This window comes from Cupriavidus sp. 01L46, assembly GCF_056399905.1.
The window spans coordinates 1-15,058 of the sequence record NZ_JBFTSF010000262.1; the positions used below are offsets into that span (position 1 = coordinate 1).

Annotated in this window: 15 protein-coding genes and 1 pseudogene; 12 read left to right on the forward strand and 4 right to left on the reverse strand. The window is 67.2% G+C overall.

What is annotated here, in order from left to right; translation table 11 throughout:
• Together AC1DS3_RS30495 and AC1DS3_RS30500 are read left to right on the forward strand one after the other, a co-directional pair.
• A partial coding sequence (locus AC1DS3_RS30495) for a copper resistance protein CopQ (RefSeq protein WP_441637007.1) occupies window positions 1–465 on the forward strand: 465 nt, incomplete at its 5' end.
• A 136-nt stretch (window positions 466–601) separates the two neighbouring features.
• Window positions 602–1,168, forward strand: a complete 567-nt coding sequence (locus tag AC1DS3_RS30500) for a TetR/AcrR family transcriptional regulator (RefSeq protein ID WP_477128588.1) — start codon at window positions 602–604, stop codon at window positions 1,166–1,168.
• Between the two features lie 15 nt (window positions 1,169–1,183).
• Here the strand turns inward: AC1DS3_RS30500 and AC1DS3_RS30505 are convergent, their stop codons facing one another.
• Both AC1DS3_RS30505 and AC1DS3_RS30510 read right to left on the reverse strand, forming a co-directional pair.
• Entirely contained in the window at window positions 1,184–2,578 is a 1,395-nt protein-coding gene (locus tag AC1DS3_RS30505) for an APC family permease (RefSeq protein ID WP_441637003.1), read from the reverse strand.
• A 130-nt stretch (window positions 2,579–2,708) separates the two neighbouring features.
• Window positions 2,709–3,581 carry a LysR family transcriptional regulator gene (locus AC1DS3_RS30510; RefSeq protein WP_477128589.1) on the reverse strand — a complete coding sequence of 291 codons (873 nt, stop codon included), beginning with the start codon at window positions 3,579–3,581 and terminating at the stop codon, window positions 2,709–2,711.
• 139 nt (window positions 3,582–3,720) lie between these two features.
• Here AC1DS3_RS30510 and AC1DS3_RS30515 point away from each other — a divergent pair, with 139 nt between their 5' ends.
• The 5 genes from AC1DS3_RS30515 (at window position 3,721) to AC1DS3_RS30535 (ending at window position 8,857) form a co-directional block, all read left to right on the forward strand.
• On the forward strand, window positions 3,721–4,326 hold the full coding sequence (locus tag AC1DS3_RS30515) for a cysteine hydrolase family protein (RefSeq protein ID WP_477128597.1): 606 nt from the start codon (window positions 3,721–3,723) through the stop codon (window positions 4,324–4,326).
• A 168-nt stretch (window positions 4,327–4,494) separates the two neighbouring features.
• A complete protein-coding gene (gene waaC / locus AC1DS3_RS30520; RefSeq protein WP_441636999.1) occupies window positions 4,495–5,493 on the forward strand; it encodes a lipopolysaccharide heptosyltransferase I in 999 nt (332 codons plus the stop codon).
• A gap of 261 nt (window positions 5,494–5,754) precedes the next feature.
• On the forward strand, window positions 5,755–6,369 hold the full coding sequence (locus AC1DS3_RS30525; RefSeq protein WP_477128590.1) for a TetR/AcrR family transcriptional regulator: 615 nt from the start codon (window positions 5,755–5,757) through the stop codon (window positions 6,367–6,369).
• Window positions 6,370–6,416: 47 nt separating this feature from the next.
• Window positions 6,417–7,643: a YbfB/YjiJ family MFS transporter gene (locus tag AC1DS3_RS30530; RefSeq protein WP_441636995.1), complete on the forward strand. Its 1,227-nt coding sequence runs from the start codon at window positions 6,417–6,419 to the stop codon at window positions 7,641–7,643.
• Between the two features lie 92 nt (window positions 7,644–7,735).
• On the forward strand, window positions 7,736–8,857 hold the full coding sequence (locus AC1DS3_RS30535; protein WP_477128591.1) for an NADH:flavin oxidoreductase/NADH oxidase: 1,122 nt from the start codon (window positions 7,736–7,738) through the stop codon (window positions 8,855–8,857).
• 66 nt (window positions 8,858–8,923) lie between these two features.
• Here AC1DS3_RS30535 and AC1DS3_RS30540 read toward each other — a convergent pair.
• A pseudogene (locus AC1DS3_RS30540) lies at window positions 8,924–9,649 on the reverse strand (tripartite tricarboxylate transporter substrate-binding protein); the annotation flags it as partial.
• A gap of 89 nt (window positions 9,650–9,738) precedes the next feature.
• Complete coding sequence (locus tag AC1DS3_RS30545; protein WP_477128592.1) at window positions 9,739–10,836, reverse strand: porin; 1,098 nt, start codon at window positions 10,834–10,836, stop codon at window positions 9,739–9,741.
• A gap of 505 nt (window positions 10,837–11,341) precedes the next feature.
• On the opposite strand from AC1DS3_RS30545, the gene AC1DS3_RS30550 reads away from it, so the two are divergent.
• From AC1DS3_RS30550 to AC1DS3_RS30570, 5 genes are all read left to right on the forward strand, one after another.
• A complete protein-coding gene (locus tag AC1DS3_RS30550; protein ID WP_477128593.1) occupies window positions 11,342–12,229 on the forward strand; it encodes an alpha/beta fold hydrolase in 888 nt (295 codons plus the stop codon).
• A 227-nt stretch (window positions 12,230–12,456) separates the two neighbouring features.
• Window positions 12,457–12,762 carry a recombinase-like helix-turn-helix domain-containing protein gene (locus AC1DS3_RS30555; RefSeq protein ID WP_477128594.1) on the forward strand — a complete coding sequence of 102 codons (306 nt, stop codon included), beginning with the start codon at window positions 12,457–12,459 and terminating at the stop codon, window positions 12,760–12,762.
• Between the two features lie 111 nt (window positions 12,763–12,873).
• Entirely contained in the window at window positions 12,874–13,929 is a 1,056-nt protein-coding gene (locus AC1DS3_RS30560) for a Rieske 2Fe-2S domain-containing protein (RefSeq protein WP_477128595.1), read from the forward strand.
• The gene (locus AC1DS3_RS30565) at window positions 13,922–14,692 is read left to right on the forward strand and encodes an SDR family oxidoreductase (protein ID WP_441636982.1); all 771 of its coding nucleotides are present in this window, start codon (window positions 13,922–13,924) and stop codon (window positions 14,690–14,692) included. The genes AC1DS3_RS30560 and AC1DS3_RS30565 overlap by 8 nt, the downstream gene beginning before the upstream one ends.
• Window positions 14,693–14,708: 16 nt before the next feature.
• Window positions 14,709–15,058: cupin domain-containing protein (locus tag AC1DS3_RS30570; RefSeq protein ID WP_477128596.1), on the forward strand; the 350-nt coding region annotated here is incomplete at its 3' end.

Here is a 15,058-nt window from a genome sequence, read left to right on the forward strand (position 1 = left end):
CTCTTCGCCAAGACCCTGATCACCGCCGCCGCCCTTGCTGCCGCTTTCGTTGCCGGCACCGCTCAGGCTTCGGGCCCGAAGGACAGCACCTTCGCCGGTGACAAGTACGGCTACGTGTTCCGCACCACCACGCCCGACGCCTTCACCGACGGCGCCCGCAGCGGCAAGTTCGACCCGTTCACCGAAGGCGCACGCGTTGGCAAGGCTGACCCATACACGGACGGCGCCCGGATCGTGGCCGGCCTGGACCGCACCGGCGTCTCGGCCTCGCCGTCGCGTACCGTTGACCAGTTCACCGATGGCGCTCGCGCCGGCAAGTTCGACCCGTACACCGATGGCGCACGCATCGTCGCCGGCCTGGATCGCACTGGCGTGTCTGCCACCCCGGCCCGTAGCGTGGATGCCTATACCGACGGTGCACGTACCGGCAAGTTCGATGTGTTCACGCAAGGCGCCAACGCCTGAGCTACGTGTGATGCCTGATCACACTGTGAATCAATCGGTAATCCAATGAATGCGGTGATGCATGCAAAGAGCCGGTAACACCGGCTCTTTGCCATTGCCGGCACCTCGAGGGTCCGCCGAAAGGCGGATGCATGCCATGACGACTCCGTCCGTACGCGATCAACTGCTGGAGCACACCCTGGTGCTGGTGCGGCAGCGTGGGTTCAATGGATTCAGTTACCGGGACCTGGCCGAGCGGGTAGGGGTCAAGACCTCCAGCATCCACTACCACTTTCCCTCCAAGGAGGACCTGGTGCAGGCGGCGGTGACGGAGTACAGCGCTCGCAACTCGGCGCGAGTGCGCGGCATCGATACCAGCCTGCCGGTGAACGAGCAGGCTCGCGCTTACCTCGCGCCCTGGCTGGCCACCGCGGGCGGCGACGCCATCTGCCTGGTGGGCATGCTGTCCGCGGATGCCGTATTCCTGCCGGATGCGGTGCATCGCATCCTCAAGGATTTCTACCGCCTGCACGAGACCTGGCTCACGCGCCTGCTGGAAACCGCACAGGCCGTGCAGCACAAGGCCTTGCCGATCCCGCCGCAGGCGCTGGCGCAAGCCGTGTTCGGCGCGCTGCAAAGCGGGCTGGTGGTCGCGCGGTTGTTCGGCGCGCCGCAGCGTATCGAGGCGGCGGCGGACCTGTTGACGGCATCGGTATCCGCCTAGGCGGCCCCGGGCATGTCACGGGCCCGGGGCCCTGAGCGCTCCGCGCGCGGCGAGCCGCCGGCGCCGGTTGAGCCAGAGCGGCACCGCGCCAATCGCGATGCCGCCCAGGGCCACCACGCGCGTGGCCGGGTCGAAGCTGGGAATGCTGTACAGCCCGATGAACCACAGGAACGTCGCGCTGCAAGCTGGCCAAAGCACTAGTAGCAACAACCTGACGGGTGCGCGGGCGGCACCGCGCCGGCAGTGCCAGGCACAGGCGAAGCCGGCTAGCCCGTAGTAGAACGCCACCTGGAAGCCGATGGCATTGACCGAGTCCTGGATGATCTGGCCCACGCTGTTGAAGCGCGCGGACAGCGCCAGCAGCAGCAAGCCGAACGATGCGATCACCGCGGTGGCCACCCACGGCGTGCGCCAGGTGCGGTGCAGTTCGGCATAGCGCGGGTGCAGCAGGCCATCGCGACCTTTGGCGTAGAGCGTGCGGGTGAACTGGAGGATCGAGGTTTCCAGCGTGCCCACGGTGCTGAGCATGACGGCCAGCACGGCCAGGTAGTCCCACGGCCGCGGGAACAGCCGCGAGGCGAGCGCAAACACGACGTTGGTGCCGGCTCGGCGGATCTCCTGGTCGCTCAGCACGGCCTGGCTGGCGATGACGAAGGTCATGAACAGTGCCAGCACGATGACCATCGCCATCAATGCGCCGCGCCCGGGCGCATGCGCCGGATCGCGCGTTTCCTCGGTCAGGTTCGCCGTCACGTCCCAGCCCCAGAAGAAGAACAACGCCACCAGTGCCCCATTGGCAAACAGCTGCGGGGTAAACCCAAATGGCGACAGCATCGCCAGCGAGGGCGGGTGGGCAAGCGGCAGCGGCGCGCGCAGCAGGGCAGCGAGCACGATCGCCGCCAGCACCCCGACCTCGACCAGCGTCATCGCCACCTGGGTGTAGCTGGTCAGCTTGACCCCCTTGACCACGATCACGCTTACCGCCAGCAGCCAGCCTGCGGCGACCAGGGTCACCACGGGCGGGCGCTCCGCCAGGGCCGGATCGAACAGGAGCAGGGTGGCGGTGGCGGCCGGAATGGTGCCGGATACCATGAATACCGCCGACGCCACCAACAGCGTCCAGCCCGCGAAAAAGCCGAGCGCCGGATGGAATATCTCGCAGACCCAGGTGTAGCAGGCGCCCGCGCTGGGCTGCAGCCGGTTCAGTTGCTGGTAGGACAGCGTCACGCCGAACATGATCAGGCCGCAATACAGCAGGCTGGCCGGCGCCAGGCCTCCCACCGTCGCGACCAAGGTGGCGGTGGTGGCCGCCAGGCTGAAGGCGGGCGCCGTGCCCGCCACGCCCATGACGACAGATTCGCCCAGCCCGAGTGCGCCTGCGTCCAGCGTTGCCGGTGAATTCCGATCCATGGCGAAGCTCCCCGTGCCATCGGTGGCCGGTGACGGCCTGCCGACAGCACCGTGCGCGAGCCCGTGGGGGCGGGCATGCTTCAGGCAACTATACTGCCTGCCCCCGCGTTTTCAACCGCTTCCGTGCGGCTCACGGGCATTGCCGCAGTTCCCCGGCCAGCCAGTCGATCACGGGCCGGAACCGGGAAGCGCCGCGAAACTCCTGCGGATATGCCAGCCAGATTTCCCGCACCACCTCCGGCACCTCGCGCACCAGCGCGAGCCGGGCATCGTCCCGCGCCAGGTAGTGCGGCAGCAGGCCGATGCCCAAGCCGTTGCGAATGGCCTCGCGCACTGCCAGCAGGTTGTTCGACTGGAACCCCGTGCGTGCCGCCAGCGTGCGCGTCCATTCCGATTCCGGCAACGCCAGGCCTTCGTCCAKCAGGCCGCACAATGGCGCGCCGTCGAGATCCTGCTCGCGCCACGGGCCGGCGTTGGCGGGCCGTACCGGCGCATACAGGCCAAAGCCCATGCTGCCCGCGCGCTGCGCGATGGCATCGCTTTCCTGCGGCCGCGCCAGCCGCACCGCGATGTGGGCGCGGCGCCGCGCGAGGCTGGCGATGCGGTTGTCCGTTTCCAGCCTGACCTCGAGTTGCGGGTGCGCRCGATAGAGCCCGAACATGCGTGGTGTCAGGAAGTGGCTGCCGAGTGCGGCGGTGCAGGCGATGCTGACCACGCCGGACACGCCGCTGCCGGTGTCCTCCACTTCGCGCAGCAAGCGCTGCGCCGAACCCTCCATCTGCTGCGCCGCGGCCAGCGCCGAGCGGCCGGCCGCCGAGAGCGCGAACGCGCCATCGGTGCGTGTTGCCACGGGCTTGCCGAGCGCTGTCTCCAGGCGCCGGATGCGGCGGATCGCTGTCGCGTGCGTGACCTCAAGCTCACGGGCGCAGGCCGAGTAGTTGCCGGTGCGGATCAACGTGGACAGGGTGAGCAGGTCGTCCCAGTGGAGTGAACGTTTTTGCACAATGGATGTGAGCCGGTTGAGAATTGGCGAACAGCATAGCGCGGCTTATCATCGCTTGCATGGTAGTCGCCCTTGTGGCGCCTGCCCGTGTATCCCCACGCCGTTTCCGACACCTGACGCACAAGCAAAAGGAGCCATGATGACCCCACCCTTTACCCTGCTCGACCTCGCCGGCGCCAGCCGTCTTCCTTCGGCGTGGGAGGCCGCCACGCTGGTGCTGATCGACCACCAGCGCGAGTATGTCGACGGCAAGCTCCCGCTGGTGGGCATGCCCGGCGCCATCGCGGCCTGCGGCGAACTCCTGGCGCTGGCGCGCCGGCATGGCAGCCCGGTGGTGCACGTGGTGCATCACGGGCGGGCCGGCAGCGGCGGCGCCTTCGATCCCGAGGGCCCATATGCGGCCATCATCCAAGGCCTGGAGCCGCTTGGCGGCGAGCATACCGTGGTCAAGGGCCTGCCCAACAGCTTTGCCGGCACCACGCTGGCCGCCATGCTGGACAAGCTTGGGCGCAAGGAACTGATCGTGGCGGGCTTCCAGACGCATATGTGCATCAGCGCCACGGTGCGCTCCGCGCTCGATCATGGCTATCGCAGCACCGTGGTGGCATCGGCCTGCGCTACGCGCGATCTGCCCGACCCGCTGGGCGGCGCGCCGCTGTCGGCGGCGCAGATCCACCGTAACTCGCTGGCGGCGCTGCATGACCGCTTTGCCACCGTGGTAGCTGGCCCGGGCGCCTGGGCCTAAAGGAAAACGGAAAACACGGCATGCCGCTGGCTTGCGCCGGGTGCCGCGCGGACCCCATGCGGGGCCGTCGCGGGGCTTGCAAATTGGTGCGTCGCCCTTGGGGCTGGTGCATACTACGGCCTCGCTGCCAGCCGGCGAGATCCGTCCGCAACCCGATTTTCCATTTCCATGAAACGCATTCTCCTCATCAAGATCACCTCTCTGGGCGATATGGTGCACACGTTGCCGTTGGTGTCCGACCTGCGGCGCGCCTTTCCCGAGGCCAAGATCGACTGGGTGGCCGATGCGTCGTGTGCCGATATTCCGCGCTGGGCCGTGGGCGTGGATCGCGTGATCGCGCCGCCGCTGCGCGGCTTCAAGAAATCCCGCAGTTGGGCCGACCTGCGTGCCATCATCGGCGCGCTGTGGTCCCTGCGCCGCGAGAAGTACGATGTGGTGGTGGATGTGCACGGCGTATACAAGAGCGCCATCGTGGCCTGGCTGGCGCGCTCCAGCCGGCGCCTGGGCTACGCCGCCGAGTACCTTGGCGAGGCGCGCGCCGTGTTTGCCTACACGCAGATCTTCGGGCCGCATGGCGACGCCACCGCGCGCCACAAGATGCGCATGGTGGTGGCCAATGCGCTTGGCTATCCGCTGGATCCCGTTGAGCATAACGCGCTGCGCGTGCCCGCGCCCGCGGCACCGCTCAATGCCGATGGCGTGCCGCGCGCGATGCTGTTCCACGCGACCTCCGTCGAGGCCAAGAAATGGCCTGCGCAGCGCTGGATCTCGGTCGGCCGGACGCTCACCGAGCGCGGCTACCGGATCCAGCTGCCCTGGGGTTCGCCCGCGGAGCGCGAGCAATCCGAAGCGCTGGCAGCGGAGATCCCCGGTGCCGAGGTCCTGCCGCGCATGACCATTACCGAATGCGCGCAACGGGTGGATGCCGCCGCGCTCGTGGTTGGCACCGATACCGGCTTCGTGCATCTGGCGGATGCGCTGGGCAAGCCGTCGGTGATGCTGTTCACGGTCACCGACAGCCAGCACTTCGGCATTAACACGCCCGGACAGTCCGTCTCCGTTGGCGCGCGTGGCGTGGTCCCGGAGATCGCGGACGTGCTCGCCGCGATCGGCCAGGTCACGGGCGGCCAGTCCAGGCCGCAGCTGGTGGCCGCCAGCCAGGGCTGATCGTCGCCCGCCCCGCTGCAACGGCGGGGCGTCCTGTCCACTTGCCCACTTGCGCGGCACCGGCGCTTCCCGGTGCCCGCGCCGCTCCCCCTTGTTCATCACGGCATGCAGGCCGTCCAGCTGGGCGGCCATCTGCGTTGCCCACGCTTGCCCGCATTCTTGCCTTGTGTTCTATATCGACCGATATATAATACGTTCTATATCGTGTGATACAGAATGTGTCCACCCMAACTAACCCGAGTCAGGCAAGCCGGAGCCACCATGGCGCGACCACGCGAATTCGATGAGCAGCAGGTGCTGGAGGCAGCCGGAGACGCATTCTGGGCGAATGGCTTCGAGGCCACCTCCACGCGTGATCTCGTGAAGTGCACGGGCTTGACGCAGCCCAGCCTGTACAACGCCTTCGGCGACAAGCGCGGGTTGTTCCTGCGGGCGCTGGAGCACTACCTCGACCGTACCCTGCGCGAGCGCATCGGCCGGCTGGAATCTTCGCGATCGCCCGCGCATGCCATTGCGGCGTTCTTTGGCGAGATCGTCGAGCGCTCGGTAGCGGACGTGCGGCACCGCGGCTGCATGCTGGTCAATGCCGCGGTGGAGTCCACGCCCGGCGACGAAGCCTGCCGGAAAGGCATCGCCGACGAGCTCGCCCAGATCCAGGATTTTTTCCAGCGCTGCATGGCAGCAGGGCAGGCGAGCGGCGAGATTCCCGCGGCCATGCCGGCGGCAGATGCGGCTGCGCATCTGCTGGCGGTGCTGCTCGGCGTGCGCGTGCTGGCCCGGGTCAGGCCGGAACGGGCGTTGCTGACGKGGGCCGTTGCCCCGGCGCTCAGCCTGCTGGGCCTGCCGCCGCTGCCCGCCGGAGCGCGCACGGCATGAGCCCGCATGAGCGCAACAAACACACGCCGTATCCGCAGGAATCCATCATGTCCGAGCACACAGCCACCGTCCCCGGTCCCGCGGCATCGACACTCGATGCCCGCGCGTTGTTCGCCACACTGGCCGGGTTGTGCGCCAGCCTGGTGGCCATCGGCCTGGCGCGCTTCGCCTATACGCCGCTGATTCCGCCGCTGATCCAGGCGCACTGGTTCACCTCGCCGCAGGCGGTGACGCTGGGCGCGGCAAACTTTGCAGGCTACCTGGCCGGCGCGCTGCTGGGCCGTCCGATTGCCACGGCGCTGTCGAACCGCAATGCGCTGCGTGTGCTGATGGTGATCGCCACCGCCGCGTTCTTTGCCTGCGCGTATCCGTTGTCGGTGAGCTGGTTCTTTGTCTGGCGCTTTGCTTCCGGCGTGTCCGGCGGCGCCATCATGGTGCTGGTCGCCACCACGATCCTGCCGCATATTCCGGCCGCCCGGCGCGGCTTTGCCAGCGGCATGATCTTCCTGGGACTCGGGCTGGGCATCGCCGCCTCGGGCACCATCATTCCGGAGTTGCTGCGCCTGGGTTTGAAGGACACATGGATCGGCCTGGGCGTGTTCGCGGCCATCCTCACCGCCGTGAGCTGGTTCGGTTGGCCGGGCGCCGCACCGGCGGCACCGGCGGCCAGCGTGAGCGCAAGGCCGGCTCGGCGCGAGGGCGCAGCCATGCGCGTGTTGTACGGGCAGTACGCCGCGAACGCGCTGGGCCTTGTGCCGGCCATGGTGCTGCTGGTCGACTACGTGGCGCGCGGGCTCGGCCAAGGCGCGGAGGTCGGCGCCGGCTACTGGGTCTTGTATGGTGTCGCTGCCATCGCCGGTCCTCTGGTGTGCGGCAACGTGGCCGACCGCATCGGCTTTGGCCCGGCCTATCGCCTTGCGTTGCTGTCGCAGGCGATTGCCGTGGGCACGCTCGCATTGTCGGGCAGCCCGGTGCTGGTCGGCGTTGCCACCGTGGTCCTGGGCCTGTTCACGCCCGGCATCGTGCCGCTCGTGCTTGGGCGCATCCACGAGATGGTGCCGCACGACCATGCCGAGCAGCGCGCCGCGTGGAGCCGCGCCACCACCGCCTTCGCGCTGTTCCAGGCGCTTGGCGGCTACGGCTACTCGTACCTGTTCACGCTGTCCCACAACAATTACGCGCTGATCTTCCTGTGCGGCGCCACGGCGCTGGGCCTGGCGCTGGTCGCCGATCTMGTCACGCGGCGCGCGCCGCTCGCGGTGGCTGCGCACTGAAACGGCGCGGCAACGCAAACAAACCAGGCGTTCTAGAATGAAACGCCATGCATGCCGCAAGCCGGCGCCTCAGACAGCAAGGAGTCTCCCCCATGAGTGAAAGTCAGTTGTTCCAACCCTTTTCGATTGGCAATCTACGGCTGGAAAACCGCATCGTGATCGCGCCCATGTGCCAGTACTCGGCCGAGGAGGGCTCGGCCGCCGACTGGCACATGATCCACCTCGGCCAGCTCGCGCTGTCGGGCGCCGCGATGCTGATCATCGAGGCCTCGGCTGTGTCGCCGGAGGGGCGCATTACGCCGGGGGATCTCGGCCTGTACTCGGATGCGAACGAGGCGGCGCTCGGCAAGGTCATCAAGGCTGCCAGGACCCATTCGCCGATCGCGCTGGCGATACAGCTGGCGCATGCCGGGCGCAAGGCATCGAGCCACGCACCCTGGGAAGGCGGCAGCCAGATCCGGCCGGACCAGCCGCTGGGCTGGAAGACACTGGCGCCATCCGCCGTGCCGCACGCCGAGGGCGAGGATGCGCCGTTGGCGCTCGACCGCGCGGGCATGGACAAGGTGCGGGATGATTTCGTTGCCGCGGCCAAGCGCGCGGCCCGCCTCGGGCTCGATGGCATCGAGCTCCACATGGCGCATGGCTATCTGCTGCATCAGTTCCTGTCGCCGCTGGCGAACAAGCGCGATGACGAATACGGCGGCAGCCTGGAGAACCGCATGCGGTTCCCGATCGAGGTGTTCGACGCAGTGCGCGCGGCATTTCCCGCGGACAAGCCGGTCTGGGCTCGCATCTCGGCCACCGACTGGGTGCCAGGCGGGTGGGATATCGACGGCACGATCGCGCTGTCGAACGCGCTCAAGGCACGCGGCTGCGCGGCCATCCATGTGACCACCGGCGGCGTTTCGCCCGCGCAGGCGATCAAGCTGGGGCCGGGCTATCAGGTGCCCTACGCGCAGCGGGTCAAGGCGGAGGTGGGCTTGCCGACCATCGCGGTGGGGCTCATCACCGAGCCCGAGCAGGCGGAAGCCATCATTGCCAACGGCGAAGCCGATGCGGTGTCGCTGGCGCGCGCCATGCTTTACGATCCGCGCTGGGCGTGGCATGCGGCGGCCAAGCTTGGCGCGCAGGTGCATGCGCCGAAGCAATACTGGCGCTCGCAGCCGCGCGAGTACAAGGACCTGTTCATCGATGCGAGTTTCGGGCAGCGCTAGGCTGCGCCGGAAAGCAAACGGCGTCCGGTTTCCGCGGGGGAAACCGGACGCCGCCGCGGTGGAGGGCGCGAGCGTTGGCACATTCGGCGCGAACGGCGAGCGCTTCATGTCCGCGACGGCCAGCGGCACGATGGCGCCCGTGCCGATGTACTGCGCCACCGCGCCCAGCGTGGAGTACGTCATGGGCACTTGCCCGCCGAGTACGTCGACCACCGCCGGCGCGGTGCCGCGATACGGCACCTGCGAGATGTTCACGCCCGCGGCCTTGTTGAACAGCTCGCCAAGGATGTGCATGGGCGATCCGTTGCCGGGCGTGGCGTAGGTCTGCACCGTGCCCGCCTTGGCGCGCGCGACCAGTTCGGGCAGCTTGGTAATGCCGGTGCCTTTGTTGACCACCACGAACAGCGACTGCACGCCAAGCTGGGCCACCGGCGTGAAATCGCCGCGCACGTCGTAGCTGGCACCCGTGCCGTTCTTGAGCACCAGCGGCGCGATCGCAACGGTGTTGGGCGCGACCAGCAAGGTGTAGCCATCGGCGGCGGATTTGGCGACGTACGAACTGCCGATGGTGCCGGCCGCGCCGGTGCGGTTCTCGACCACCACGGACTGGCGCAGGCGCGCCGAGAGCTTTTCGGCGAGCAGGCGGGCCAGCACGTCAGTGTCGCCGCCGGCCGGGTAGGCAACGACCAGCGTGATCGGTTTGGTGGGGTAGGTCTGCGCCCTGGCGCCGCCTGCCATCATGGCAGTCGTGGCCGCGATGGCAGCAAACAGAATGCGAGTTGCGAGCTTCATGGGGAAACGCCTCTAGATTGACTTCGTGCTGGCATGCGGCGCGTTGCGCKCCGCATGCCAGCCAGTGCCGCGCAGCGACGCGCCGGCGCTTAGAACGTGTGCTTGATGCCGATCATCGTGCCCAGCTGGTTGCCACCGGGCCTCGGGTTGGAGCCCGTCTGGGCGCCACTGACCGACAGGGCGAGTTGGTCGCCGTTGTCGATGAAGCCAGCCGTGGCGTACACGGAGGTGCGCTTGGAGAAGGCGTAGGTACCACGCAGCGCGTACAGCATCGCCTTGTTGTCGCTGTTGTGGTACTTGAGGTAGTAGACCTGGCCGGCCAGCGTGAACGCCGGCGTGATGTCATAGGCCAGGCCCRCATACCAGAGGTCGCTGCGCGGCGTGGGGCTGCCGTCATTGTCGCGGCGGATCACGCCCAGGCCCATCTTGGTCTTGGACAGCAGCACGTAGCCATTGAGCGAGAGCCGGTTGTCCGTCAGGCTGCTCTTGGTCAGGCCGCCAAACGCGCCAGGCCCGCCACGCAGTGAGTCATAGGCCGCAGCCACGCCCCACCACTTGTTGTCGTACTGGAGCAAGGCCGACCATTCGCGGCATTGCTTGCTGTCAGCCGCATTCTCGCCCGCGCAGTTGGTGCCGGCCGGGCTAGGGCCGGCGTTCACCGTGTCGCGGCCAAAGCTATAGGTGGCACMCACCGTGAAGCCGCCAAACGTGCCCTTGTAGGAAACGGCGTTGTCGGCGCGCGCGTTCGGCAGATAGCTGTCGAGCGAGCCCGAGCCGTACGCGTTGGGGCCGAGGATGTCCGGGTCCAGCGTGGCCCAGAACAGCATGGTGTACTGGCGGCCCAGGGCGACCTGGCCCCAGGGGCCGGAGAGTCCCACCAAGGCCTGCCGGCCGAACAGGCGCGCGCCCTGGTTGGAGGTGCCGGAATCGGGGGCGAATCCGGATTCGAGCACAAACAGGCTCTTGAGCCCGCCGCCGAGATCCTCCGTGCCGCGGATGCCCCAGCGCGAAGGCACCGTGCCCGTCAGGGTGTTCACGCGGGCCACGTTGTCCTTCGCCGCGCCAACATTGTTCACATACTCGATGCCGGTATCGACGACGCCATACAGCGTCACCGTCGATTGGGCCGAGGCCAGCATGGGTACTGCGGCTGCAAGGGCAGCCAGTGCAATCCGTCCAGGTTTCATTGTTCGTTTCCTCTTCCTTTTCCTTTTGCTTTTCCGCCGTGTCGGTTGGTTGGCGTTGCAGCGCTTCGTCAGGCCATCGTCGAGCTGGGTCTATGCCTGCTGCCAGGAGCACTTTCCCGCTTCTTATGTTTTATAGGTAAAACATCGGATTACATAAGAAACAACGAGCAAAATATAGCTGGTCATTTCGGGAAACACATGGGTGGGTAATCCCTAGTGATGCACAGACGCGACGAGCGGCCTGCACCAGAACGGCGCTGTTGCGCACCATGCTGCGCAACAGCGAGGAGGGCGGGGGCGCAGCCGCCAAGCCGGGGAGCCGCTCCCGTATTGGTATGCAAGGCTGTGCAAGGCCGTTGCGCCAAAAAGGGGATTTGCGGGCGCTTCAACGTCGGCGGAGAGCCGCGCCTGATGAATTATTTTTGGAAGGGGTTAACCCGGATCAATTTCCGGATTCAGGCGGTCTATATTTCTTAAGTTTTATTTGCAAACTATGGTTTCATATATGGAACAAAATAATCCGGTGCAGCCACCCCAGCCAGCGGAAGCGTTGCTCCGCGCACTCGATAGCGGCTTCAGCGAGCGGCGCATAGCCGCGGGCCGCGACGGCGCGCCGCTCGCTTACCGGTGCGGTGGYAGCCACGGGCCGGTGGTGGTGCTGCTGCATGGCATCAGTTCCGGCGCGGCCTCCTGGCTCCCGTGCGCAAGCCTGCTGGCGGCGCACGCGCGCGTGATTGCGTGGGACGCGCCCGGCTATGGCAATTCCCAGGCCCTGCCCATCGCGGCGCCCAAGGCTGCCGACTACGCGCTGCGCTTGCAGGACCTGATGCGCGCCCTGGACGTACGGCCTGATGTGATCGTGGGGCACTCGCTCGGCGCGTTGATGGCGGCCGCCTATGTGGCCGAGGCTAGCCCGGCGYTGCTGCCCGCGCAATTGCTGCTGCTTAGCCCGGCGCAGGGATATGGCGGCCCCGGCAAGGAGGACAAGGCAAGGGATGTGGCGCGCCAGCGGCTCGACGCGCTGGCGGCCGTGGGCGTGGAAGGCCTGGCCGAGCGGGGCCCCGGCCGCTTGCTGAGCGCCGCGGCCAGCGCCGGTATGCAAGCCTGGGTGCGCTGGAATATGCGCCGGCTGGATCCGGACGGTTACCGGCAGGCGGTGGCGATGCTGTGCGGCGATGCCATTGACGATTACCTTGGGCGCCTGGGGCAGGGCGTCGGTGCGCGGGTCGGCTGCGGCGCGCTTGACGTCGTGACACCGCCGCCCGGGTGCGCGGCACTGGCCGAGCGCTTTGCCTTGCCGTTCGAGCTGATCCCGGATGCCGGGCATGCCTGCTATGTGGAGCAGGCCAGCCGGGTCGCGCGCTGGATTCGCCACGGGCTTGCCACGGCTTAGCCTTCCTACTTCCTGTTCCTCTTCCTTCGTACCCACCCACCTCAGGCTGCCGCGCCGATGCCGTGCCACGTTCTCGTGGCATTGGTAACTCAAAAGGGTAAACCCCAGTCAATTTTTGAAGTTTCGTTGTCTATAGTGGTGTCTGTGTTCAATATTTAAATCAGCGTTTTATAGGTGAGACAAAACGCTCGGTTAGCCGGTTGGCAATAAGGGAAAGGAGTAGCGCAATGGAAAACCTCGCATACAACCCGAATCTGGCGCCCTGGGAGCGTCCGGCTCCGAACAACGTCGCCGGCAAGGGCTACATCGAGCAGCCAGGCCAGGTGGCCAACATCGTGTGGCAGACCCGCGCCGCCATGCCCACCGCCTACGAAGACGCGCTGGGCGATGCGCTGGAGGCCGCCTTCGAAGCCGGTGCGAAAAGCCCGGAAGACATCGTGCGCTCGTTCAACCAGGCGGGATTGCTGGGCGCGGATGGCCAGGCCTGGACCGAAGCGCGTTTCCTCGCCGAAATGCGTCGCCTGGGCGCCTGAACCAGGCACCACGCAGTTCAAGTACATCAAAGCGATTGCGTCACGAAGGGCAGTGCCATCAGGCGCCCCTCGAAAGAGCGATCCGATCCGGTACCCGCAAGAGAGCAAACAATGGAATCGAACAAGCAAGCGCGTGCTGAGGCGCGCCTGAACACCGGCCTGCACAACTATTGGTATCCGGTATCGGCCGCGTGGGCCGTCACGCATGCACCGGTCGGCATTACACGCCTGGGCCAGAACATCGTGCTGTGGCGCGATGGCGAAGGCCAGGTGCACGCGCTGGAAGATCGCTGCCCGCACCGCGGCGCGCGCCTGTCGATGGGCTGGAACCTTGGCGACCGCGTGGCCTGCTGGTACCACGGTGTGGAAGTGGGTGGCGATGGCCAGGTCAAGAGCGTGCCGGCGGTGGACAGTTGCCCGCTCGAGGGCAAGACCTGCGTGCGCAGCTACCTCGTGCAGGAAAAAGCGGGTGCCATCTTCCTGTGGTTCGGTGAGCGCGCTCCCGCGCAAGCCGATGCGCTGCGCCTGCCGGAAGAACTGGAAAGCGACGAGCACACCAATTTCCTGTGCGTGGCGCACTGGGACTGCAACTACCGCTACGCCATCGACAATGTCATGGACCCGATGCACGGCGCTTACCTGCACGCGGTGTCGCACTCGATGGCCAGCGGCGAAAAGCAGGCTGTGATGGCCGTGCGCGAGACCGACACCGGCCTGGTGTTCGAGAAGACCGGCCAGCGCGGCGTGAACTTCGACTGGGTGGAGTTCGGCGAAACCGGCACGATGTGGCTGCGCCTAGCCATTCCGTATCGCGCCAAGGTGGGCCCCGGCGGTCCCTTCGGCATCGTCGGCATCGCTACGCCGGTGGATGAGGAGCACTGCATGGTGTTCTTCTGGCGCACCCGTCACGTGCAGGGCTGGGAGCGCGATGTCTGGCGCTTCCTGTACCGCAACCGCCTGGAGGGCCTGCACTGGGACGTGCTGGAGCAAGACCGCGTGGTGCTGGAAATGATGGCGCCGAACGCGCGCGAGCATGAAACGCTGTACCAGCACGATGTCGGCATCACCCGCGTGCGCCGCCTGCTGCGCCGCCGTGCCGACCAGGAAGTCGCAGACGAGCCCGTTGCCATGTTGAAGCCGGTTGGCGGGGTGGCGAGCCATGCCTGAGATCGATCGCCATAACCTGCTGGCTGGCCGGCGCGTGCTGGTGACCGGCGCGGCGCGCGGGCTTGGCCTGGCCTTTGCCACCGCGATTGCCGAAGCCGGCGGCGCAGTCGCCATGGCCGACATCCTCGCGGACCGTTTGGTTGAGCAAGCCGCTGCGCTGCAGGCCCGCGGACTGAAGGTGCTGCCGTTCGTGCTCGACCTGGGCAACCCCGAATCGGTGAGCGCCTGCGCCACCGCTGCTGCAGCCGGGCTCGGCGGCCTGGACGGGCTGGTCAACAACGCCGCGGTGACCGACTCCGGCGGCCGCGACGCCAGCGCCATCGACATCGCCACCTGGGACCGTGTGATGAACATCAACGTGCGCGGCACCTGGCTGATGACCACCGCCTGCCTGCCGGCGCTGCGCGCCTCGGGGCGCGGCGCCATCGTCAACCTGGCGTCCGACACGCCGCTGTGGGGCGCGCCCAACCTGCTGGCATACGTGGCCAGCAAAAGCGCCATCATCGGCATGACCCGTTCGCTGGCGCGCGAGCTGGGCGACGACCAGATCACCGTCAATGCCATCGCACCGGGGCTGACCCTGGTGGAGGCAACCGAATACGTGCCCCAGAAGCGGCGCGACCTCTATCGCGAGCAACGCGCGATTTCCCGTGAGCAGCTACCCGAGGATGTCTCCGGGGCCGTGCTGTTCGCCCTCTCCGACTTGTCCCGCTTCGTGACGGGCCAGACGCTGGCCGTCAACGGCGGCTTCGTCATGCACTGAGCTAGAAGGAATCCAAATGAGCGATCTTTCCCAACAAGACAACATCAAGCGTTCCTGGGAGCAGCCGTCCGGCGCTTCCTTCGACCAGTGGATGGAGAGCCGCGTCGCGCGCTTCTCCACCCGCCGCTACGACTGGGACGCGCTGAAGTTCCAGGCTGACTACGATCCCAAGTACCGCCGTGCGCAGATGCGCTACCTCGGCACCGGCGGCACCGGTGTGGCCACCGACACCAATACCGTGCCGTCCGAGAATTTCACCTTCTCGACCATGATCATCCCGGCCGGCCACGAAGGCCCGTCGCACCTGCACACGGACGTGGAAGAAGTCTTCTTCGTCATGCGCGGCAAGATCAAGCTGATCCTGGA